The 20,751-nt window shown below is 72.2% G+C and carries 20 protein-coding genes; 11 read left to right on the forward strand and 9 right to left on the reverse strand.

The annotated features are described in order from the left end of the window. Positions 1-111 precede the first annotated feature (111 nt). The 6 genes from ACZ4M5_RS20855 (at position 112) to ACZ4M5_RS20880 (ending at position 5,215) form a co-directional block, all read left to right on the forward strand. On the forward strand, positions 112-1,947 hold the full coding sequence (locus ACZ4M5_RS20855; RefSeq protein ID WP_467738873.1) for a phosphatidylglycerol lysyltransferase domain-containing protein: 1,836 nt from the start codon (positions 112-114) through the stop codon (positions 1,945-1,947). 97 nt (positions 1,948-2,044) lie between these two features. Beyond that, positions 2,045-2,926: a dihydropteroate synthase gene (gene folP, locus ACZ4M5_RS20860; protein ID WP_467738875.1), complete on the forward strand. Its 882-nt coding sequence runs from the start codon at positions 2,045-2,047 to the stop codon at positions 2,924-2,926. After that, positions 2,923-3,426: a nuclear transport factor 2 family protein gene (locus ACZ4M5_RS20865; protein ID WP_467738876.1), complete on the forward strand. Its 504-nt coding sequence runs from the start codon at positions 2,923-2,925 to the stop codon at positions 3,424-3,426. The genes folP and ACZ4M5_RS20865 overlap by 4 nt, the downstream gene beginning before the upstream one ends. Positions 3,427-3,700: 274 nt before the next feature. After that, positions 3,701-4,060 (forward strand): dihydroneopterin aldolase, encoded by a 360-nt coding sequence (folB, locus tag ACZ4M5_RS20870; protein WP_467738878.1) that lies wholly within the window; start codon positions 3,701-3,703, stop codon positions 4,058-4,060. Then, positions 4,057-4,668 carry a 2-amino-4-hydroxy-6-hydroxymethyldihydropteridine diphosphokinase gene (gene folK / locus ACZ4M5_RS20875; protein WP_467738880.1) on the forward strand — a complete coding sequence of 204 codons (612 nt, stop codon included), beginning with the start codon at positions 4,057-4,059 and terminating at the stop codon, positions 4,666-4,668. Before folB ends, folK begins: the two co-directional genes overlap by 4 nt. A 58-nt stretch (positions 4,669-4,726) precedes the next feature. After that, positions 4,727-5,215: a DUF3180 domain-containing protein gene (locus ACZ4M5_RS20880; protein ID WP_467738882.1), complete on the forward strand. Its 489-nt coding sequence runs from the start codon at positions 4,727-4,729 to the stop codon at positions 5,213-5,215. Positions 5,216-5,235: 20 nt separating this feature from the next. On the opposite strand, the gene ACZ4M5_RS20885 is transcribed toward ACZ4M5_RS20880, so the two are convergent. The 7 genes from ACZ4M5_RS20885 to dacB all read right to left on the reverse strand — a co-directional run bounded on the left by ACZ4M5_RS20885 (position 5,236) and on the right by dacB (position 13,137). Beyond that, a complete protein-coding gene (locus ACZ4M5_RS20885) occupies positions 5,236-5,433 on the reverse strand; it encodes a hypothetical protein (protein WP_467738884.1) in 198 nt (65 codons plus the stop codon). Between the two features lie 108 nt (positions 5,434-5,541). Then, entirely contained in the window at positions 5,542-6,147 is a 606-nt protein-coding gene (folE, locus tag ACZ4M5_RS20890) for a GTP cyclohydrolase I FolE (RefSeq protein WP_383507666.1), read from the reverse strand. A gap of 108 nt (positions 6,148-6,255) precedes the next feature. Then, a complete protein-coding gene (ftsH, locus tag ACZ4M5_RS20895; protein ID WP_398108794.1) occupies positions 6,256-8,295 on the reverse strand; it encodes an ATP-dependent zinc metalloprotease FtsH in 2,040 nt (679 codons plus the stop codon). Positions 8,296-8,481: 186 nt separating this feature from the next. Further along, positions 8,482-9,042, reverse strand: coding sequence for a hypoxanthine phosphoribosyltransferase (gene hpt, locus ACZ4M5_RS20900; protein ID WP_333932331.1), 561 nt, complete (start codon positions 9,040-9,042; stop codon positions 8,482-8,484). A gap of 61 nt (positions 9,043-9,103) precedes the next feature. Continuing rightward, on the reverse strand, positions 9,104-10,141 hold the full coding sequence (gene tilS / locus ACZ4M5_RS20905; protein WP_467738887.1) for a tRNA lysidine(34) synthetase TilS: 1,038 nt from the start codon (positions 10,139-10,141) through the stop codon (positions 9,104-9,106). A gap of 196 nt (positions 10,142-10,337) precedes the next feature. Further along, positions 10,338-11,462, reverse strand: coding sequence for a zinc-dependent metalloprotease (locus ACZ4M5_RS20910; protein WP_467738889.1), 1,125 nt, complete (start codon positions 11,460-11,462; stop codon positions 10,338-10,340). Between the two features lie 97 nt (positions 11,463-11,559). Then, positions 11,560-13,137: a D-alanyl-D-alanine carboxypeptidase/D-alanyl-D-alanine endopeptidase gene (gene dacB, locus ACZ4M5_RS20915; RefSeq protein ID WP_467738891.1), complete on the reverse strand. Its 1,578-nt coding sequence runs from the start codon at positions 13,135-13,137 to the stop codon at positions 11,560-11,562. Between the two features lie 79 nt (positions 13,138-13,216). On the opposite strand from dacB, the gene ACZ4M5_RS20920 reads away from it, so the two are divergent. After that, positions 13,217-13,708 (forward strand): inorganic diphosphatase, encoded by a 492-nt coding sequence (locus tag ACZ4M5_RS20920; RefSeq protein WP_369198837.1) that lies wholly within the window; start codon positions 13,217-13,219, stop codon positions 13,706-13,708. Between the two features lie 117 nt (positions 13,709-13,825). Beyond that, positions 13,826-15,523, forward strand: a complete 1,698-nt coding sequence (locus ACZ4M5_RS20925; RefSeq protein WP_467738893.1) for a threonine/serine exporter family protein — start codon at positions 13,826-13,828, stop codon at positions 15,521-15,523. 62 nt (positions 15,524-15,585) lie between these two features. On the opposite strand, the gene ACZ4M5_RS20930 is transcribed toward ACZ4M5_RS20925, so the two are convergent. Continuing rightward, on the reverse strand, positions 15,586-16,593 hold the full coding sequence (locus ACZ4M5_RS20930; RefSeq protein WP_467738895.1) for a DedA family protein: 1,008 nt from the start codon (positions 16,591-16,593) through the stop codon (positions 15,586-15,588). Between the two features lie 134 nt (positions 16,594-16,727). Between ACZ4M5_RS20930 and ACZ4M5_RS20935 the strand changes: the two genes are divergently transcribed. Further along, positions 16,728-17,093, forward strand: a complete 366-nt coding sequence (locus tag ACZ4M5_RS20935) for a YbjQ family protein (protein ID WP_467738897.1) — start codon at positions 16,728-16,730, stop codon at positions 17,091-17,093. Between the two features lie 19 nt (positions 17,094-17,112). On the opposite strand, the gene ACZ4M5_RS20940 is transcribed toward ACZ4M5_RS20935, so the two are convergent. Further along, positions 17,113-17,883, reverse strand: coding sequence for a MerR family transcriptional regulator (locus ACZ4M5_RS20940; protein WP_467738899.1), 771 nt, complete (start codon positions 17,881-17,883; stop codon positions 17,113-17,115). A gap of 102 nt (positions 17,884-17,985) precedes the next feature. Between ACZ4M5_RS20940 and ACZ4M5_RS20945 the strand changes: the two genes are divergently transcribed. Further along, positions 17,986-19,272, forward strand: coding sequence for an ion channel protein (locus tag ACZ4M5_RS20945; RefSeq protein ID WP_467738901.1), 1,287 nt, complete (start codon positions 17,986-17,988; stop codon positions 19,270-19,272). Positions 19,273-19,321: 49 nt separating this feature from the next. Beyond that, positions 19,322-20,728 (forward strand): glutamate decarboxylase, encoded by a 1,407-nt coding sequence (locus ACZ4M5_RS20950; protein ID WP_467738903.1) that lies wholly within the window; start codon positions 19,322-19,324, stop codon positions 20,726-20,728. Positions 20,729-20,751 lie beyond the last annotated feature (23 nt).

Consider the following 20,751-nt stretch of genomic DNA (forward strand, 5'->3'; position numbering starts at 1 on the left):
CCCGAGACACCGTCCTAGAGGGCGCAATGTCGCCGGATGCCCGAATCGGGCCCGGATCCAAGGTCTCTCGCAGAACTACGGGATGCGATGTCTGTCAGGACAGATGACGAAATGTCGGGTGGGGTTCCGGGTCGCGGGGCCGCCCCCGCGCGCACCGGCCGGATCGGCCGGGCGCTGCGCGGCCCACGCCCCGAGGCCGTCCCCGTCCTCGTCGGCAGAGCCTGTGCCCTCGTGGGCCTGCTGGACATCGCCGCGGGCGTCTTCCCCCGCTTCCGGCACAGCCGGATGCACGCCCTCGCCGAGGTCCTGCCCGGCGCGCTCGGCCCGTTCGCGGCCGCCCTGTCCCTCAGCACCGGCGTCCTGCTGCTGCTGCTCGCCCACGGGCTCAAGCGCGGCAAGCGCCGGGCCTGGCGAGCGGCCGTGGTGCTCCTCCCGGCCGGCGCGGTCGCCCAGTTCGCCTACCGGCACTCCGTCGTCGGCGTCCTCCTCTCCCTCGCCCTGCTGGCGCCGCTGCTGCGCCACCGCGACCAGTTCGACGCCCTGCCCGACCCCCGCAGCCGCTGGCGCGCCCTGGCCAACTTCGTCCTGATGGGCGCCGGTTCGCTGCTGCTGGGCCTGCTCGTCGTCAGCGTCCACCCCGGGCGCATGCTCGGCGACCCGAGCCTGGCCGACCGCATCACCCACGTCATCTACGGCCTCTTCGGCTTCGAGGGACCCGTCGACTACCGGGGCGACACCTCCTGGACCGTCGCCTTCTCCCTCGGCGCGCTCGGCCTGCTCACCGCCGTCACCACCATCTACCTGGCCTTCCGCCCCGAGCACCCGGCCGCGCAGCTCACCGAGCAGGACGAGGCACGCCTGCGCGCCCTGCTGGAACGCCACGGCCGCCGCGACTCCCTCGGCCACTTCGCGCTCCGCCGCGACAAGGCCGTGGTGTTCTCCCCCAGCGGCAAGGCGGCCGTCACCTACCGCGTGGTCTCCGGCGTGATGCTCGCCAGCGGCGACCCCATCGGGGACGTCGAGGCCTGGCCCGGCGCCATCGAACGCTTCATGGACGAGGCCAGGGCCCATTCCTGGACACCCGCCGTCATGGGCTGCTCCGAGACGGGCGGTGAGGTGTGGACCCGCGAGACCGGGCTCGACGCCCTCGAACTCGGCGACGAGGCGGTGGTGGACGTCACGGATTTCTCCCTGGCCGGCCGCGCGATGCGCAACGTGCGGCAGATGGTCAAACGCATCGAGCGCGCCGGTTACGAAACCCGGGTACGACGTGTCCGTGACCTCGGCGAGGCCGAGCTGGACCGCATCCGCCGCGCCGCCGACGACTGGCGCGGCACCGACACCGAGCGGGGCTTCTCCATGGCCCTCGGCCGGGTGGGCGACCCCGCCGACGGCGACTGCCTGATCGCCACCGCCCACAAGGCCGACGACCGGCCGGGCCCCCACGGCGACCTGAAGGCGGTCCTGCACTTCGTGCCCTGGGGCACCGACGGCGCTTCCCTGGACCTCATGCGCCGCGACCGCACGGCCGACCCCGGCATGAACGAACTGCTCATCGTGGCCGCCCTCCAGGCCGCACCCCGCCTCGGCATCGAGCGGGTCTCGCTCAACTTCGCCATGTTCCGCTCCGCCCTCGCCCGCGGCGAGAAGATCGGCGCCGGGCCGGTCCTGCGCGCCTGGCGGGGCCTGCTCGTCTTCCTCTCCCGCTGGTTCCAGATCGAGTCCCTGTACAAGTTCAACGCCAAGTTCCAGCCGCGCTGGGAACCCCGCTTCGTCGTCTACCGGGCCTCCGCCGACCTGCCCCGCATCGGCCTCGCCGCCCTGCAGGCCGAGGGCTTCGTCAGCCTCGCCCTGCCCCTGCCGCGCTTCCTGCGCCGCCGGCGCCCGGCGGTCCGCCGCCCCTGTGCCCACGGCACGAGGACGGAACACCACGTCCGGGCGGCCTGAGACGGCGACCCGCCCCGGACCCGCCGGAAAGCGGCCGGCCCCGGCCCCGCCCGGGCCGCGGCACCGGGCCGCCCCCGCCTGGGCCTACGCTGAACATATGAGCAACCAGAGCGGACGCGGGCGCGTGGCGGGCCTACCGGATCGGGACCGCTGCGCGGTCATGGGAGTCGTGAACGTCACGCCCGACTCCTTCTCCGACGGCGGCCGCTTCTTCGACACCACGGCCGCCGTCAAACACGGCCTGGAACTGGTCGCCGAAGGCGCCGACCTGGTCGACGTCGGCGGCGAGTCCACCCGCCCCGGCGCCACCCGCGTGGACGAGGACGAGGAACTGCGCCGGGTGGTCCCCGTGGTCCGCGGACTGGCCTCCGAAGGCGTCACCGTCTCCGTCGACACCATGCGCGCCTCCGTCGCCGCCCGCGCCCTCGCCGCCGGCGCCGCCCTCGTCAACGACGTCAGCGGCGGCCTGGCCGACCTGCGGATGATCCCGGCCGTCGCCGACGCCGGCGCCCCCTTCGTCGTCATGCACTGGCGCGGCTTCCTGGAGGGGGGAAACGTCCGCGGCACCTACGCCGACGTCGTCACCGAGGTCGTCGACGAACTGCACGCGCGCGTGGAGGCCGTCCTGGCCGGCGGCATCGGAGCCGACCGCGTCATCGTCGACCCGGGCCTCGGCTTCTCCAAGGACGCCGAGCACGACCTCGCCCTCCTGGCCCGCCTCGACCGGATCCTCGGCCTCGGCCACCCCGTCCTCGTCGCCGCCAGCCGCAAACGCTTCCTCGGCCGCGTCCTGGCCGGCCCCGACGCGGCGCCCCCGCCCGCCCGCGAACGCGACGCCGCCACCGCCGCCGTCTCCGCCCTCGCCGCGCAGGCCGGAGCGTGGGCCGTGCGCGTGCACGAGGTACGCGCCACCGCGGACGCCGTACGGGTCGCCCGCGCCATCGAGGGAGCCCGCACCGGCGCGGCAGGCGACCGGTGAGCGCCCCGCACACCGACGTCGAGCAGGTCGAGGCCGCCAACACGGCCTTCTACGAGGCACTGGAGCGCGGCGACTTCGAGGAACTCGCCTCGCTCTGGCTCACCCCTGCCGACCTGGGCGTCGACGAGAGCTACCACGACCCCGCCGACACCGGCGTGGTCTCCTGCGTGCACCCCGGCTGGCCCGTGCTCACCGGCCGCGGCGAGGTCCTGCGCTCCTACGCCCTGATCATGGCGAACACCGACTACATCCAGTTCTTCCTCACCGACGTGCACGTCTCGGTGACGGGCGACACCGCCCTGGTCACCTGCACCGAGAACATCCTCAGCGGCGGCCCCGCCCCCGAGGGCGACGAGGAGCTGGGCCCGCTCGTGGGACAGCTCGTGGTCGCCACCAACGTGTACCGGCGCACGCCCCAGGGGTGGAAGCTCTGGGCGCACCACGCTTCCCCCGTCCTCGCCGAGAACGACGACGAGGAAGAGGACGACACCCCCGCCTGAGCGGGTACGTGCCAGAGCGGGTACGTGCCGTGCCAGAGCGGCTACGTGCCAGGACGTGGCGGGAATCACCGCCCGCGGCCTCCGGCGGGTCACCGGCCCGTGCACCACCCGTCCGCCCAGGCGGAACACCCGGTGCCCCCCGCGGCACCGGCCCGGACCCGCACCCCCTGCGGCCCGGACCCGCCCGGGCGCGCAGGTAGATTCGACCGAGGCCGGTGTGCCGCCCGCACACGGCACCGACCGGCCGGCACCGACGACTGCAGGAGTGATTCGCGTGGATCGTGTCGCGCTGCGCGGCCTGAGGGCCCGCGGGCACCACGGTGTGTTCCCCGAGGAACGCAGGGAGGGCCAGACCTTCGTCGTGGACCTCGTCCTCGGCCTGGACACCCGGCCGGCCGCGGCCGACGACGACCTGACCAGGACCGTGCACTACGGCATCGTGGCGGAGGAGGTCGTGGCCGTCGTCCAGGGCGAGCCCGTCGACCTCATCGAGACGCTCGCCGAGCGCATCGCCCAGGTCTGCCTGCGGCACGAGGCGGTCCAGCAGGTCGAGGTCTGCGTCCACAAGCCGGACGCCCCGATCACGGTCCCCTTCGACGACGTGACCGTCACCATCACCCGGAGCCGAGCATGACCGCGCCCTTCATCAAGGGTCCCAGCGACCCGACCGTCCAGCCGGTACCCGCCTCCGTCGTCGACCGCGTCGACGCCGCCGACACCACCCTGTCCAACCCCAAACGGGCCGTCGTCGCCCTCGGCTCCAACCTCGGCAACCGCCTGGAGACCCTCCAGGGGGCCGTCGACGCCCTGGAGGACACCCCCGGCGTCCGCGTCAAGGGCGTCTCCCCCGTCTACGAGACCGAGCCCTGGGGCGTGGACCCCGGCAGCCAGCCCGCCTACTTCAACGCCGTCGTGGTCCTGAAGACCACCCTGCCGCCCTCCTCGCTGCTGGAGCGCGCGCAGGCCGTCGAGGAGGCCTTCCACCGCGTCCGCGACGAGCGCTGGGGCCCGCGCACCCTCGACGTCGACATCGTCTCCTACGCCGATGTCGTCTCCGACGACCCGCGGCTCACCCTCCCCCACCCCCGGGCCCACGAACGCGCCTTCGTGCTGGCCCCCTGGCACGACCTCGACCCCGACGCGCAACTCCCCGGCCACGGGTCCGTCGCCGGACTGCTGGACGCCGTCACCCGGGAGGGCGTGACACCGCGCGCGGACCTGGAACTACGGCTGCCCGAGTAGCCGTTAAGGTCAAGACGGCCGGGAACCGGGCCGAACCGGGGGAATGCGAAGGGACACCGTGAAAGAGCTGCGCATCAGGTTGCTGGCCGGCGTGTTCGTCGTGGCCGGAGTCCTGTCCTGGGCGGGCGCCCGCCTGTGGAACTCGATCGGCACGCTCCCCAGCGTCCCCCTGGCCGCCCCCATCGTCCTGGCCCTGATCGCCGTGGTCCTGCTGGCCACGGCGCTGTCGCTGCGCGCCCGGCTGAAGGCCCAGCGCGAGCGGCGGCCCGACGCCAAGGGCGTCGACCCCATGATGGCCGCCCGGGCGGTCGTCTTCGGCCACGCCAGCGCCCTGGTCGCCGCCCTGGTCGCCGGCATGTACGGCGGCACGGGCGTCTTCCTCCTGGAGTCCCTGGACATCCCGGCCCGCCGCGACCAGGCCATCTACGCCGGCTTCTCGGTCCTCGCGGGCATCGGCGTCATAGCGGCCGCGATCTTCCTGGAGCGCGTCTGCAAACTCCCGGACGACGAGGACACGGAAAACACCGGCCCGGCCCCGACGGTGTGACGGTCTGACGGGCCCGGGGCTCACCACGCCTGACGGACGAGATGCCCGTTGACCAGGAACCCCGGGTAGGGATGCAGGCGGTAGTCGTAGAGGGTGTACGGCTTGTTCGCCGTCACCCGCCGACGTACCTCGTGCACCTCGATCCACGTGGTCTCGCGCAGCTGCAGCGGGTGGTGCTCGGGCTCGAACGTTCCCCGGGAGGCCCAGCTGTCGGCCACCACCAGCTGTGCGGCGGGCCTGCCGGGGCGGGGCGGGCACCCCGATCCCCCCTGGTCAACGATCGCTCACGCTGACCAGGACCGTATCGGGCATCACTGACAAGCGGGTCAGCGCGCCAGTATCAGGCTCATCGCCTCAGCGCGGGTGGTGGAGTCCCGCAGCTGTCCGCGGACCGCAGACGTCGTGGTCTTGGCGCCCGGCTTGCGGATACCGCGCACCGACATGCACATGTGCTCCGCCTCGATCACGACGATGGCGCCCCGTGCCTCCAGGATCTTCATCAGTGAGTCGGCGATCTGCGTGGTGAGCCGTTCCTGCACCTGCGGGCGCCGGGCGAACACCTCGACCAGACGTGCCAGCTTCGACAGGCCCGTGATCTTGCCCGTTTCCGCCGGGATGTAGCCGACGTGGGCCACGCCGTGGAACGGCAGCAGATGGTGCTCACAGAGGCTGACGATCTCGATGTCCTTGACCAGCACCATCTCGTCGTGGCCCAGGTCGAACGTCGTCGTCAGCACGTCCTCGGGCTCCTGCCGAAGGCCGGCCAGCAGCTCGCGGTACGCCCGCGCCACCCGCGCCGGCGTCTCCCTCAGGCCCTCGCGGTCCGGGTCCTCGCCGACCGCGATCAGCAGTTCCCGTACGGCGTTCTCGGCGCGCTTCTCGTCGAACTCGCCGATCCGGCCGTCGCCGTCCAGCGTCACGGGGTCGGTCATCTCGTGCCTCGTTCCTGTGTCCCAATGGCGGAAAGCCGCGCCCCCCAGGCTAAAACCTGGGGGGCGCGGCTTTCATTCCGGGGCCGGTGGGCGCCGGGAGGGCTGCGGTCAGCTCTCGGGGCGGTCCTCCGGGGTCCGCTCGGGCGCCGGGGCGGGCTCCGCCGTGGTGCTCTTGGCGGTGCTGATCGCCGGCGTCGCGCCGTTCGCGCCGTTCGTCAGGGCCAGCTCCTTGGGGGAGAGGACCGGCGGACGGGTCGACGGCGTGCGGCGGGAGGAGCCGGTCCAGGCGGGCCGGGGCGGACGCTTGACGATGGGGGCGAAGATCTCGGCGATCTCCTCCTTGCCCAGCGTCTCCTTCTCCAGCAGCTGCAGGACGAGGTTGTCCAGGACGTCGCGGTTCTCGACCAGGATCTCCCAGGCCTCGTTGTGCGCCGTCTCGATGAGCTTCTTGACCTCTTCGTCCACGAGCGCGGCGACCTCTTCCGAGTAGTCGCGCTGGTGGGACATCTCACGGCCCAGGAACGGCTCGGTGTTGTCGCCACCGAACTTGATCGCACCCAGGCGCTCGGTCATGCCGTACTGCGTGACCATCGCGCGGGCCAGACCGGTGGCCTTCTCGATGTCGTTCGCGGCACCCGTGGTCGGGTCGTGGAAGACGAGCTCCTCGGCCGCGCGGCCGCCCAGCATGTAGGCGAGCTGGTCGAGCATCTCGTTGCGCGTGGTCGAGTACTTGTCCTCGTCCGGCAGCACCATCGTGTAGCCGAGGGCCCGGCCGCGGGACAGGATCGTGATCTTGTGGACCGGGTCGGAGTTCGGGGAGGCCGCCGCGACCAGGGCGTGTCCGCCCTCGTGGTACGCGGTGATCTTCTTCTCCTTGTCCGACATGATCCGGGTCCGCTTCTGCGGGCCCGCGACCACGCGGTCGATCGCCTCGTCGAGCATGTGGTTGTCGATCAGCTTCTGGTCGCTGCGGGCCGTCAGCAGGGCGGCCTCGTTCAGCACGTTGGCCAGATCGGCACCGGTCATGCCGGGCGTGCGGCGGGCGACGGCCGACAGGTCGACGTCCGGCGCGACCGGCTTGCCCTTCTGGTGGACCTTGAGGATCTCCAGACGGCCCTGCATGTCCGGGCGGTCGACGGCGATCTGCCGGTCGAAGCGGCCGGGGCGCAGCAGCGCCGGGTCGAGGATGTCGGGCCGGTTCGTCGCGGCGATGAGGATCACGCCGCCCTTGACGTCGAAGCCGTCCATCTCGACGAGGAGCTGGTTCAGGGTCTGCTCGCGCTCGTCGTGACCGCCGCCGAGGCCGGCGCCGCGGTGGCGGCCGACCGCGTCGATCTCGTCGACGAAGACGATCGCCGGGGCGTTCGCCTTGGCCTGCTCGAACAGGTCGCGCACACGGGAGGCACCGACACCGACGAACATCTCGACGAAGTCGGAACCGGAGATCGAGTAGAACGGGACGCCGGCCTCGCCCGCGACGGCACGCGCGAGCAGGGTCTTGCCGGTGCCGGGAGGCCCGTAGAGCAGGACGCCCTTGGGGATCTTGGCGCCGACGGCCTGGAACTTGGCCGGCTCCTGGAGGAACTCCTTGATCTCGTGGAGCTCCTCGACGGCCTCGTCGGACCCGGCGACGTCGGAGAAGGTCGTCTTCGGGGTGTCCTTGGTGATGAGCTTCGCCTTGGACTTCCCGAAGTTCATGACCCGGGAGCCGCCGCCCTGCATCTGGTTCATCAGGAACAGGAAGACGACCACGATGAGCACGAAGGGCAGGAGCGAGAGCAGGATCCCGACGATCGGGTTCTGCTTGGACGGCGAGACCGTGTAGCCGTCCGGGATCTGCTTGTCCTGGTACTTGTTCTGCAGCGTGTTGGCGATGCCCACGCCCTGGTCGCCGATGTAGCTCGCCTGGATCTTCGAGCTGCCGTCGACCTTCACGCCGTCCTTGAGCGAGACCTTGATGATCTGCTCGTCACCGGTGGTCAGCTTGGCCGACTCCACCTTGTTCTGGTTGATCGCCTGGACGACCTCGCCGGTGTCCACCGTCTTGTAGCCGCCGGACGAGCCGACGACCTGCATCAACACGACCACGGCGAGGACGGCCAGCACGATCCACATGACCGGCCCACGGAAGTATCGCTTCACGTCCATCCATACGGAGCGGTGCCGCCCCGTCCCTCCTGCCATAGTGAGTTTGATAAAGACTGTTCTTCGGACGGTACCCCAGCATTGTCACCTGAAGCTGCGCGGTGCGGCTGGCGATCCGTCCACGCCTGCTCCAACGGCGGGAAGCCCGCCGGGGTTCCCGATCACCGTCACGGCACCCCGGCCGGGTGTTCAGCCGCCGTACACGTGGGGCGCGAGCGTACCGACGAACGGGAGGTTGCGGTACTTCTCGGCGTAGTCGAGGCCGTAGCCCACGACGAACTCGTTGGGGATGTCGAAGCCGACCCATTCCACGTCGATGGCGACCTTCGCGGCCTCGGGCTTGCGCAGCAGCGTGCACACCTTGAGGGAGGCGGGCTCGCGCGAGCCGAGGTTGGAGAGCAGCCACGACAGGGTCAGGCCGGAGTCGATGATGTCCTCGACGATCAGGACGTGCTTGCCCTTGATGTCGGTGTCGAGGTCCTTGAGGATCCGCACCACACCGGAGGACTGGGTGCCCGCCCCGTACGAGGATACGGCCATCCAGTCCATGGTGACGGGGGTGGACAGCGCCCGCGCGAGGTCGGCCATGACCATCACCGCGCCCTTGAGGACGCCGACGATCAGCAGGTCCTTGCCCGCGTACTCCGCGTCGATCTTCTCGGCCAGCTCGGCCAGCTTGGCGTCGATCTGTTCCTTGGTGATGAGCACCTTCTCGAGGTCGGCACCCATGTCTTTCGCGTCCACCCGCATCACTTTCGGTCGTCCCACCGGCTGAGCGGTCCTCTCCTCCGCGGGTGCGGAGGGCGGTGCTTCAGCCTTGCCGAATCACCAGTCTGCCACCCTGCCGCCGGGCCACGACCTTGCCGGGGAGGTTGATGGCTCCCTGACCCCGCCAGCCGGTGATCAGCCGGTCGACTTCCTCGATGTGGCGGGCGAACAGCGATCCGGCCGGTGCCCCGGCCGCGACGGCGGCCCGGCGCAGGACGCGGCGGCGCACGGCGGGCGGCAGGGCGTAGAGCTTGGCGCATTCCAGCTGCCCCGTGGCGTCGCGCACGGTGGACTCGACCTGGGAGGCCCAGGAGTCCAGGGCGTCGGCGTCGTCACGGGACAGCTGGGCCGTACGGGCGAGTGCCTCGACGACGCCCTTGCCGAGGGCCTTCTCCAGGGCGGGCAGACCTTCGTGGCGCAGCCGGGAGCGGGTGTAGGCCGGGTCGGCGTTGTGGGGGTCGTCCCATACGGGCAGGGACTGGACCATGCACGCCTTGCGGGCGGTCTGCCGGTCGAGCTCCAGGAAGGGGCGCCGGTAACGGCCGCCGGCCCCCGAGACCGCGGCCATTCCGGACAGGGAGCGGGTGCCGGATCCCCGGGCGAGGCCGAGCAGGACGGTCTCGGCCTGGTCGTCGCGGGTGTGTCCGAGCAGGACGGCGGTTGCGCCGTGGCGTTCGGCCGCGGTGTCGAGGGCGGCGTAGCGGGCGTCGCGGGCGGCGGCTTCGGGCCCGCCGGCGCGGCCGACGCTGACGGCGACGGAGTCGACGGGGTCGAGGCCGAGTTCGCGCATGCGCTGGACGACTTCCGCGGCGCGCACGTCGGAGCCGGTCTGCAGGCCGTGGTCGACGGTGATGCCGCCGGCCCTGATGCCGAGCTTGGGGGACTCGAAGGCGACGGCGGAGGCGAGGGCCATGGAGTCGGCGCCGCCGGAGCACGCCACGAGCACGAGCGGCCGGGGCGGCCGGTCGTGCGGGAGGGCGTGCGGGACCGCGGCGGGGGCGCGGTGCACTTCGGTGAGGAGGTCGTGGAGGACGCGGCGGACCGCCAGGCGTATCGCCGCGACCGCAGGATGGGGACCCATGTCCGGTTCCCTTCATGAAGTTTTCGGGGGGTGAGCCCGCGTGTCGGTCACGCAGAGTGTGTAGATGGTGACAGAAGCGGGCCGTTCCCCGAGCATTGCACGCCTACCCCTGGCTCACGGTCCCTCGGACGGGTGATTGGTGGGGCGTTCGCCTGCCGTCGGCGGGCTCTCCTTCACGACCTGGACGCCCGCTTCACTACTCGGCCTTGCGGTGCACCCGCGTGACCCAGTCCGCCGGTTTGGCGATCTCCGCCTTGGTGGGGAGGGTGTTGGGCGAGGTCCACACGCGGTTGAAGCCGTCCATGCCGACCTCGTCCACGACGGCCCGCACGAACCGTTCGCCGTCGCGGTACTGGCGGAGCTTGGCGTCCAGGCCGAGCAGCTTGCGCAGGGCGAGGTCGAGGCGGGAGGCGCCCTTGGCGCGGCGCTGCTGGAACTTCTCCCGGATCTCGCCGACGGAGGGGACCACGGACGGGCCGACGCCGTCCATCACGAAGTCCGCGTGCCCCTCCAGCAGGGACATCACGGCCGTGAGGCGGCCGAGGATCTCGCGCTGGGCGGGGGTCTGCACGATCTCCACGAGGGAGCGGCCGCCGTCGTCCTCCTCGGCCTCGGGGCGGCCCCCGGCGAGGCTCTGCGCGGCCTCGCGGACCCGTTCGAGGACGGTCATGGGGTCGACGTCGGTCTCCGCGAGGAACGCCTGGACCTCGCCCTCGAGGTGGTCGCGCAGCCAGGGCACGGCGGTGAACTGCGTGCGGTGCGTCTCCTCGTGCAGGCACACCCAGAGCCGGAAGTCGTGCGGGTCGACGTCGAGTTCGCGCTCGACGTGGACGATGTTCGGGGCGACGAGCAGGAGCCGGCCGCCGCCGCTGCTGCCGGGGAGTTCGCGGGTCGCGGGGGCGAAGGTCTCGTACTGGCCGAGGACGCGGGAGGCCAGGAAGGACAGCAGCATGCCGAGTTCGACGCCGGTGACCTTGCCGCCGACGGCGCCCATGACCGCGCTGCCCGCGCTGCTGCCGCGCCGCTCCTGCATCTTGTCCAGCAGGGGCCTGAGGATCTCCCGGAACCCGGCGACGTTCGCGCGCACCCAGCCCGGCCGGTCGACGACGAGGACGGGGGTGTCGTGCCCCTCCTCGGTACCGAGCCGGGTGAAGCCCCGGACGTGTTCCTCCGAGGCCTTGGCGTGCCGGCGCAGTTCCGCGACGACGGCCCTCGCCTCGTCGCGGCTCACCTCGGGGCCCGGCCGTACGAGCCGGGTCGCGGTCGCCACCGCGAGATTCCAGTCGACCATGCCGGTTGAAGCACCACCGATGCTCGTCATGCGTCAACCGTACGTGAGCGCCGCCCGGTGGGGCAGGGCGGCGAAGGGCGGCTGCTGCCCGGGGGCCGCGTCACCCGCGGGCCCGGGGCCCGTTCCGTCAGCCGCAGCCGCAGTCCGCCAGGGCGCTGGCCACCCGGTCGAGGGCCTTCTGGGTCACCGCCGGGTCGATGCCCTCGGTGCCCGTGGTCATGAAGGCGAAGGCCAGCAGGCGGCCCTCCTCGTCGACCAGGGTGCCGGCGAGGGCGTTGACGCCGCTCAGGGTGCCCGTCTTGGCGCGGACCACGCCGGACGCCCCGTCCGCGTAGCGGGAGGTCAGGGTGCCGGTGAAACCGGCGACGGGCAGGCCTGTGAGGGCCGGGCGGAGCTCGGGGTGGGACGGGTCGGCCGCCTTGGCGAGCAGCGCGGTGAGCAGGCCGGGCGTGAGGCGGTCGGCGCGGTCGAGGCCGCTGCCGTCCTTGAAGGCCGCGCCCTTCACCGGCAGGCCGAGTGCGCGCAGCCGGGCGCTGATCGCCTGGTCGGCGCCGGCGAAGTCGGCCGGGTGGCCCGTGGCGATCGCGGTCTGGCGGGCCAGGGCCTCGGCGAGGTCGTTGTCGCTGTGGGTGAGCATGCGCTCGACGAGGGCCGACAGCGGCGGCGAGGAGACCTTGGCGAGGGATTTGGCGCGGGTGGTGGCCTTGGAGAGGCCGGGGGCGGTGGTCTTGACGCCGTAGGACTTCAGGAAGTCGCCGAACCGGCGGGCCGCGTCGGCGGCCGGGTCCGGCACCCGCTCGATCGGGCCGCTCGTCGAGTCGTCGGTGCGGCCTTCGTCGGCCATCAGCGGGGTGACCCGGGCGAGGTTGTCGTTCTTGCCGATCGGGTGGCGGTCGCTTCCGGCGTAGAGGGTCGTGTCGTAGGAGAGGGTGACCTCGCGGATGCCGCGGTCGGCGAGGGCCGCGGCGGTGCCCTGGGCGAGGTCGCGCAGGCTGGCCTGGCCGTGGGCCTTGTCGCGGGCCGTGAGGGTGGGGTCGCCGCCGCCGACGAGGACTACCTCTTTCGTGTCGGGTTCCAGCGCGGCCCGGGTGGTGAGCCGGTGGTCGGGGCCCATGGCGGACAGCGCGGCGACGGCCGTGGCGATCTTCGTCGTGGAGGCGGGGGTGGACGCGGTGTCCGGGTTCTTCCCGAACAGGCGCCTGCCGGTGGTGACGTCGACGACGGCCGCGGCGGGCCGGGGGCCGAGCGCCGGGTCCGCGAGCAGGGGCGTGAGGGCGTCGGCGAGGGCCTTGCCGTCCGGGCCGGAGCGTACGGTGCTCACGCCGCCGAGACCGGTCAGCACCGGTCCGGCGCTCGGCGCGGGGCGGGGGCGGCCGGGTGCGCCGGCGGCGCTGCCGTGATCTGCGCCACCCGGGCGGTCCAGGGCCACGGCCCGGTGCCGCTCCGCCGTACGCTGGCCCGAGGAGTCCCAGGGACCGGCGGCGGTCACCACCCCGGCCGCCAGGGCGAGCCCGGCGGTCGCGGCCCCCGCGGTGTAGCCCCAGGTCTTCGACCGCACGACCTGCGGTTCTCCGGCTCCCCGGAGCCGGGCGAGCCGTGGTCGCACGGTCGCCGCAACCCGGGCCAGGCGGGGTCGTACGGCAGCTGCGATCCGCACCACGTGCGGTCCCGCGGCTCGCCAAGGCCTCAGCTCTGGCACGACCACCAGCCCCTTTCGCGATCACACACCTGCGTGAGGGACACTTAATCACCAGAACTATGTGTTGATCATGGAGGAGCCACCGGTGGAGTTCGACGTCACGATCGAGATTCCGAAGGGTTCGCGGAACAAGTACGAGGTGGACCACGAGACCGGTCGTATCCGCCTGGACCGCCGCCTCTTCACCTCGACCAGCTACCCGGCCGACTACGGCTTCGTCGAGAACACGCTCGGCGAGGACGGCGACCCGCTGGACGCGCTGGTCATCCTGGACGAGCCGACGTTCCCCGGCTGCCTCATCCAGTGCCGCGCGATCGGCATGTTCCGCATGACCGACGAGGCCGGCGGCGACGACAAGCTGCTGTGCGTCCCGGCGCACGACCCGCGTGTGGAGCACCTGCGGGACATCCACCACGTGTCGGAGTTCGACCGCCTGGAGATCCAGCACTTCTTCGAGGTCTACAAGGACCTGGAGCCGGGCAAGTCGGTCGAGGGCGCCAACTGGGTGGGCCGTACGGACGCCGAGGCGGAGATCGAGCGGTCCTACAAGCGCTTCAAGGAGTCGGGCGGTCACTGAACCTCCCGCTGATGCCCACGGGCCGCACGCCTGCGCGTGCGGCCCGTCGGCCTGTATGTGCGCATACTGAGGCCAGGGGGTACTGAGGCTGACGTGTCGTACAGGGAGCGCCAGGCAGTGACGGACGCGGAGGACCGCAAGCCGACGTCGGACGAGGCGAGGAGTGCCTTCCAGCCTCCTGCCCAGACGGTCGTCGACGGGGACATGTCGACGACGTCGGAGTTCGCGGTCCCCGACGGGCTGGCCGTTCCCAGAGCGACCGCCCCGGAGTCCGAGACCACCTCCGAGTTCTCCGTGCCGGACGGGCTGGACGTGCAGCCGGCGCACCCGGCGGAGCACGAGGGCTCGGCGTTCACCCCGCCGAGCACCTACAGCTCCAAGCACGCGCCCACGGCCTTCACACCGCCCAACGGCATCCCCCAGGTCAGCCTGACCAAGGACGTGCCGTGGCAGGACCGGATGCGCACGATGCTGCGCATGCCGGTGGCGGAGCGGCCCGCGCCGGAGACCGCGCACCGCGGCGGCGACGAGAGCGGGCCGGCGGTGCCGCGCGTGCTCGACCTGACGCTGCGCATCGGCGAGTTGCTGCTGGCGGGCGGTGAGGGCGCCGAGGACGTGGAGGCGGCGATGTTCGCCGTCTGCCGGTCCTACGGGCTGGACCGCTGCGAGCCCAACGTGACGTTCACGCTGCTGGCGATCTCCTACCAGCCGTCCCTGGTCGACGACCCGGTCACGGCGTCGCGGACCGTGCGCCGCCGGGGCACCGACTACACCCGGCTGGCGGCCGTGTACCAGCTGGTGGACGACCTCAGCGACGACGAGACGGCGGTCTCCCTGGAGGAGGCCTACCGGCGGCTCGCGGAGATCCGCCGCAACCGGCACCCGTATCCCGGCTGGGCCCTGACGGGGGCGAGCGGTCTGCTGGCGGGCGCGGCCTCCGTCCTCGTGGGCGGTGACGTGGTGGTGTTCGTCGCGGCGGCGCTGGGCGCGATGCTGGGCGACCGGCTGGCGTGGCTGTGCGCGGGGCGCGGGCTGCCGGAGTTCTACCAGTTCACGGTGGCGGCGATGCCGCCGGCCGCGATCGGGGTCGCGCTGACGCTCGGTCATGTCGACGTGAAGGCCTCGGCGGTGATCACCGGTGGGCTGTTCGCGCTGCTGCCCGGGCGGGCCCTGGTGGCCGGCGTGCAGGACGGCCTGACCGGCTTCTACATCACGGCCTCCGCCCGTCTGCTGGAGGTCCTGTACTTCTTCGTGGGCATCGTCGCCGGGGTGCTGATGGTGCTGTACTTCGGCGTGCAGCTGGGGGCACGGCTCAACCCCGACCAGGCGCTCGGCGCCTCCGACGACCCGGTCATGATGATCGCCGCGTCGATGCTGCTGTCGCTGGCGTTCGCGGTGCTGCTCCAGCAGGAGCGCTCCACCGTCGTCTGGGTGACGCTGAACGGGGGCGTCGCCTGGGTCGTGTACGGCGCGATGCACTACGTCGGGGACATCTCACCGGTGGCGTCCACGGCAGCGGCCGCGGGGCTGGTGGGACTGTTCGGGCAGTTGCTGTCCCGCTACCGGTTCGCGTCGGCCCTGCCGTACACGACCGCCGCGATCGGGCCGCTGCTGCCCGGTTCCGCCACGTACTTCGGGCTGCTGGCGATCGCGCAGAACGAGGTGGACGCGGGGCTGGTGTCGCTGTCGAAGGCGGTGGCACTGGCCATGGCGATCGCCATCGGCGTCAATCTGGGGTCCGAGATCTCGCGGATGTTCCTGCGGATCGGCTCGGCGGAGAAGCGGCGCGCGGCGAAGCGCACCAGGGGGTTCTAGGGCCTGTCGCCCACCGGCTCCCGGCTGCGGGACTCCGGCGGTCGCCGGAGTCCCGCGGTCGCTCAGTAGCCGTTGCCGTAGGGGTCCTGCTGCCCGCCGCCCGGCCGGCTGCCGTAGGGCTGCTGCGTGCCGTAGGGCTGCTGCGTGCCGTAGGGCTGCTGCGTGCCGTAGGGCTGCTGGGGGGCCTGCGGCCGGCCGTAGGGCTGCTGCGTGCCGTACGGCTGCTGCGTGCCGTAGGGCTGCTGGGTGCCGTAGCCCGGGTTCGGGGCCTGCGGGTACTGGCCGTGGTACTGCTGGTCCTGATGGCCGTTCCGGTCGCCGTGCGGGGGCTGCTGCTGCGGGTGGCGGTGGGGCGGGCGGTCGTCGGGGGTGATGCGGCGCAGCTGGGTCGTCGCGTCGTCCATGGCCGGGGGCTGCTGGTGCCGCTCCTCGGGGGCCTGTGCCGTGGCGCGCTTCTTCTTCGACCGCTCGCGCAGGTACTCGATGACGATCGGCACGAGGGAGAGCAGGACGATCAGGACGAGGATCGCCTCGACGTTCTTCTTGATGAACCCGATCTGGCCCAGCCAGTAGCCCGCGAGGGTCACGCCGGTGCCCCAGGCGATGCCGCCGATGACGTTGTACGTCAGGAAGGTGCGGTACTTCATGCGGCCGGCGCCGGCGACGATGGGCGCGAACGTGCGCACGATGGGCACGAAGCGGGCCAGGACGATCGCCTTGGGCCCGAACTTCTCCATGAACTCGTGGGCCTTGTCCAGGTTCTCCTGCTTGAACAGCTTGGAGTTGGGCCGGCTGAACAGCTTCGGCCCGAGGAACTTGCCGATCATGTAGCCCACTTGGTCGCCGAGGACGGCGGCGAGCACGATCAGGGTGCAGACCAGCCACAGCGGCTGGCTGATGTACGTGCCCTCGGCGACGAAGAGCCCCGCCGTGAACAGCAGGGAGTCGCCCGGCAGGAACGCGAAGAGGCCGGACTCCGCGAAGACGATGAGCAGGATGCCGGGCAGGCTGAACGTGGAGATCAGATGCTCCGGGCTGAGCCACTCGGGGCCGAGCGCAAGCGTGGTCACGGGGATGTGGCTCCTGCTGCTGTGGGGTACGGGCTGGGGCTGACTGCCTCAACGTATCAACGCAGCCGTCACGACCCAGGTTCCATGGGGGTTATCAGGATGCACTGTGGCCCGTCCCGGGCAAAGCTGTGGACATGGGCATCGACGAATACGGCGGTGGACAGGGCCCTGAGCCCGACGTCCTCGTCGTCACCACGAACGACGTACCCGGCTACCGCGTGCAGGAGGTGCTCGGGGAGGTGTTCGGCCTCACCGTGCGCTCCCGGCACATCGGCAGCCAGATCGGCGCCGGGCTGAAGTCGATGGTCGGGGGCGAGCTGCGCGGCCTGACCAAGACGCTCGTGCAGACCCGCAACCAGGCCATGGAACGGCTCGTGGAGCAGGCACGCGCGCGTGGGGCCAACGGCGTGCTCGCGTTCCGCTTCGACGTGACCGAGGCGGCGGACGTCGGCACGGAGGTGTGCGCCTACGGCACCGCGGTGGTCCTGACCCGGGAGTGAGTCACCCCCGGGCCGGGGATCACGAGGTGTGCCGGTCCGCGTTCGCGGCGATGGCCTCCTTGAGGTGCGCGGCGAGGCCGGGGCGGATCGCGTCGTAGAACGCGGTGAAGCGCTCGTCGGCGACGTACATCTCGCCCAGGCAGCGGTGCAGCTCGTAGGAGCACTCGTAGAACCAGGTGCAGATGTGCTGCCGGTGCTCCTCCGCGAGGGCCATGGCCGCCTCACCGGTGGGGGGCCCGCCGGCCGCGACCAGGGCGGCGTAGCGTTCGCCCCAGTCGGCGGCGTCGGCCTGGATGCGCGTCCAGTCGTCCTTGGTGTAGCGGGCGGCGCGGCGCTGCGACTCGGCGTACTCCGTCGTGCCGCCCCAGCGCCGGCGCACCTCCTCGTCGTACTGCTCGGGGTCCTGGTCCCCGAAGACCTCGAACTTCTCCTCGGGCGTGAGGTTGATTCCCATCGTGCGTGCCTCCATGGCGTGCTCCACGGCCGCCGCCATCTTGCGCAGCTTCTCGATCCGGGCGGTCAGCAGGTCGTGCTGCCGGCGCAGGTGTGCGCGCGGGTCTGCTTTTCCGGTGGCCTGATCGTCGAGCAGGGCGGCGACCTCGTCGAGCGGGAAGCCGAGTTCCCGGTAGAACAGGATCTGCTGCAGCCGGTCGAGGTCGGCGTCGCCGTAGCGCCGGTGACCCGCGTGGCTGCGTTCGCTCGGGACGAGCAGGCCGATGTCGTCGTAGTGGTGCAGCGTGCGCACCGTGACGCCGGCGAAGCCCGCGACCTGTCCCACGGAGTAGCTCACTTCCGCTCCCTTCGTCTTCCGTGCTCCACGGTCGGGCCTCACGCCACGTGAGGTGCAAGCGTGTTTCCCGTTTGTCCGGGTTGATCCGTTTATCGTGTGCCCGTGGTCCAGGACTCCGAGCCGCAGGCGCCCTCCGTCACCCCGGCGACCCCCGCTCGCACCCTGCTGCCCTCGATCGTGCCCGCCGTGGCCGTCGGCGTCCTGTCCAGCCTGGTGCTGGTGGGCGTGGAGGTCGCCGCCGAGCAGCTGGAGCACGTGCTCTGGGGGCCCCTGCCGGACGCACTGGGCATCGGCCGGTACTCGGTGGCCTGGATGTTCGTGATGCTCGTCGCCACCGGGATCGCCGTCGGGCTCGTGGTGTGGCGGGTGCCCGGGCACGCCGGCCCCGACCCGGCCACCGTCGGGCTGGACGCCCCGGTCCTGCCGCCCGTGGTGCTGCCCGGACTGGTGCTGGCGACCGCGCTGATGCTGGCCGGCGGGCCCAGCCTCGGGCCGGAGAACCCGATCATCGCCGTCAACGTCGGCCTGGCGGTGTGGCTGGGCGGCCGGGCCGTGCCGCGGGCGCCGGGCCGGATCTGGCCGGCGCTGGCCGAGGCGGCGACCATCGGCGCGCTGTTCGGCACGCCCGTGGCGGCCGCCCTGGTGATCTCCGAGGTGCTGGCCGGGCAGAAGACGCGCGGCCTGCTCTGGGACAACCTGTTCGCGCCGCTGACCGCCGCCGCGGCCGGCTCCCTGACCGTCTCCCTCATCGACCGCCCGAGCTTCGACCTCGGCCTGCCGCCCCTCGGGCGCCCCGGCTGGGCCGATCTGGCGGCGGCCGTCGTGGTCGCCTCGCTCGGCGCGCTGCTCACCATGGGCGCGGTGTACGCGTTCCCCTACGTCCACGCCGCCTTCCGCCGGCTGCGGCACCCGATGCTGATGCTCCCGGCGGGCGGGGCCGTGCTGGGCCTTCTGGCGGCGCTGGGCGGCCACCTGACGCTGTTCAAGGGGCTCGACGAGATCGCCGTGCTGGCGCGGGACCCTGACGCCCGCGGTGCCGGGGAGTACGCCGTGCTGACGGTCGTGAAGCTGGCCGCGCTGCTCGTCGCCGCCTCCTGCGGCTTCCGCGGCGGGCGCATCTTCCCGGCCGTGTTCGTCGGCACCGCCCTCGGCCTGGGCGCCCACGCCCTCGTCGACGGGGTGCACCCCTCGGTCGGGGTGTCCGCCGCGGTGCTCGGCGTGCTGCTGGCGATCACCCGGCAGGGCTGGGTCAGCCTCTTCGTCGCCGCGGTGCTGGTCACCTCCCCGTCGATCCTCACCCTCCTGTGCGTCGCCTCCCTGCCGGCCTGGCTGCTGGTCACGGGCCGGCCGCAGATGCAGCTGCGCGAGGACGGCTCCCCGGTCCGCTGAAGCCCCCGACACACCCACCCCCGTCGCAACCCACCCCTTGGAGGCACCCGTGCCGCTCCACGAAGGTCCCCGCCGCTCCGGCGAGCAGCGCATGTCCGTCAACCCGTTCTACGGTCCCGCCAACCCGGTCGGCGACATGGCCGAGGCCCCGCCCACCCACCGGCTCGCCGACCAGCCGATGGCCCCGATGACCGCCCATCAGCTGGTGCGCGACGAGCTGATGCTCGACGGCAACGCGCGGCTGAACCTCGCCACCTTCGTCACCACCTGGATGGAGCCGGAGGCCGGGCTGCTGATGGCGGAGTGCCGGGACAAGAACATGATCGACAAGGACGAGTACCCGCGCACGGCCGAGCTGGAGCGGCGCTGCGTGGCGATGCTCGCCGACCTGTGGAACGCGCCCGACCCGGCCGCGGCCGTGGGCTGCTCCACGACCGGGTCGAGCGAGGCCTGCATGCTCGCCGGCATGGCCCTGAAGCGGCGCTGGGCGCAGCGCAACGCGGACCGGTACCCGGGAGCCCGGCCCAATCTGGTGATGGGCGTGAACGTGCAGGTCTGCTGGGAGAAGTTCTGCAACTTCTGGGAGGTGGAGGCGCGGCTGGTCCCCATGGAGGGCGAGCGCTACCACCTGGACCCGCAGGCGGCGGTCGAGCTGTGCGACGAGAACACCATCGGGGTCGTGGGCATCCTCGGCTCCACCTTCGACGGGTCCTACGAGCCGGTCGCCGACCTGTGCGCCGCGCTGGACGCGCTGCAGGAGCGCACCGGGCTCGACGTCCCGGTGCACGTCGACGGGGCGTCCGGCGCGATGGTCGCGCCCTTCCTCGACGAGGACCTGGTGTGGGACTTCCGGCTGCCGCGGGTGACGTCGATCAACACCTCGGGGCACAAGTACGGCCTGGTCTACCCGGGCGTCGGCTGGGCGCTGTGGCGGGACGCCGAGGCGCTGCCGGAGGAGCTGGTGTTCCGGGTGAACTACCTGGGCGGTGACATGCCGACGTTCGCGCTGAACTTCTCGCGGCCCGGCGCCCAGGTCGTGGCGCAGTACTACACGTTCCTGCGGCTGGGCCGGGACGGCTACCGGGCCGTGCAGCAGGCCGCGCGGGACGTGGCGACGGGGCTGGCCGCGCGGATCGAGGCGCTCGGCGACTTCCGGCTGCTGACCCGCGGCGACCAGCTGCCCGTGTTCGCCTTCACGACCGCGCCGGACGTGACGGCGTACGACGTGTTCGACGTGTCACGGCGGTTGCGCGAGCACGGCTGGCTGGTGCCCGCCTACACCTTCCCGGAGAACCGTCAGGACCTGTCCGTGCTGCGGGTGGTGTGCCGCAACGGCTTCTCCGCCGACCTCGCCGACCTGCTCGCGCAGGACCTGGAACGGCTGCTGCCCGACCTGCGCCGGCAGCCGCACCCGCTGACCCGGGACAGGGGCGCGGCGACCAGCTTCCACCACTAGGGCCTATTGTCCGGGCCGCCCCG

The sequence above is a fragment of the Streptomyces sp. NPDC026246 genome (assembly GCF_055567995.1).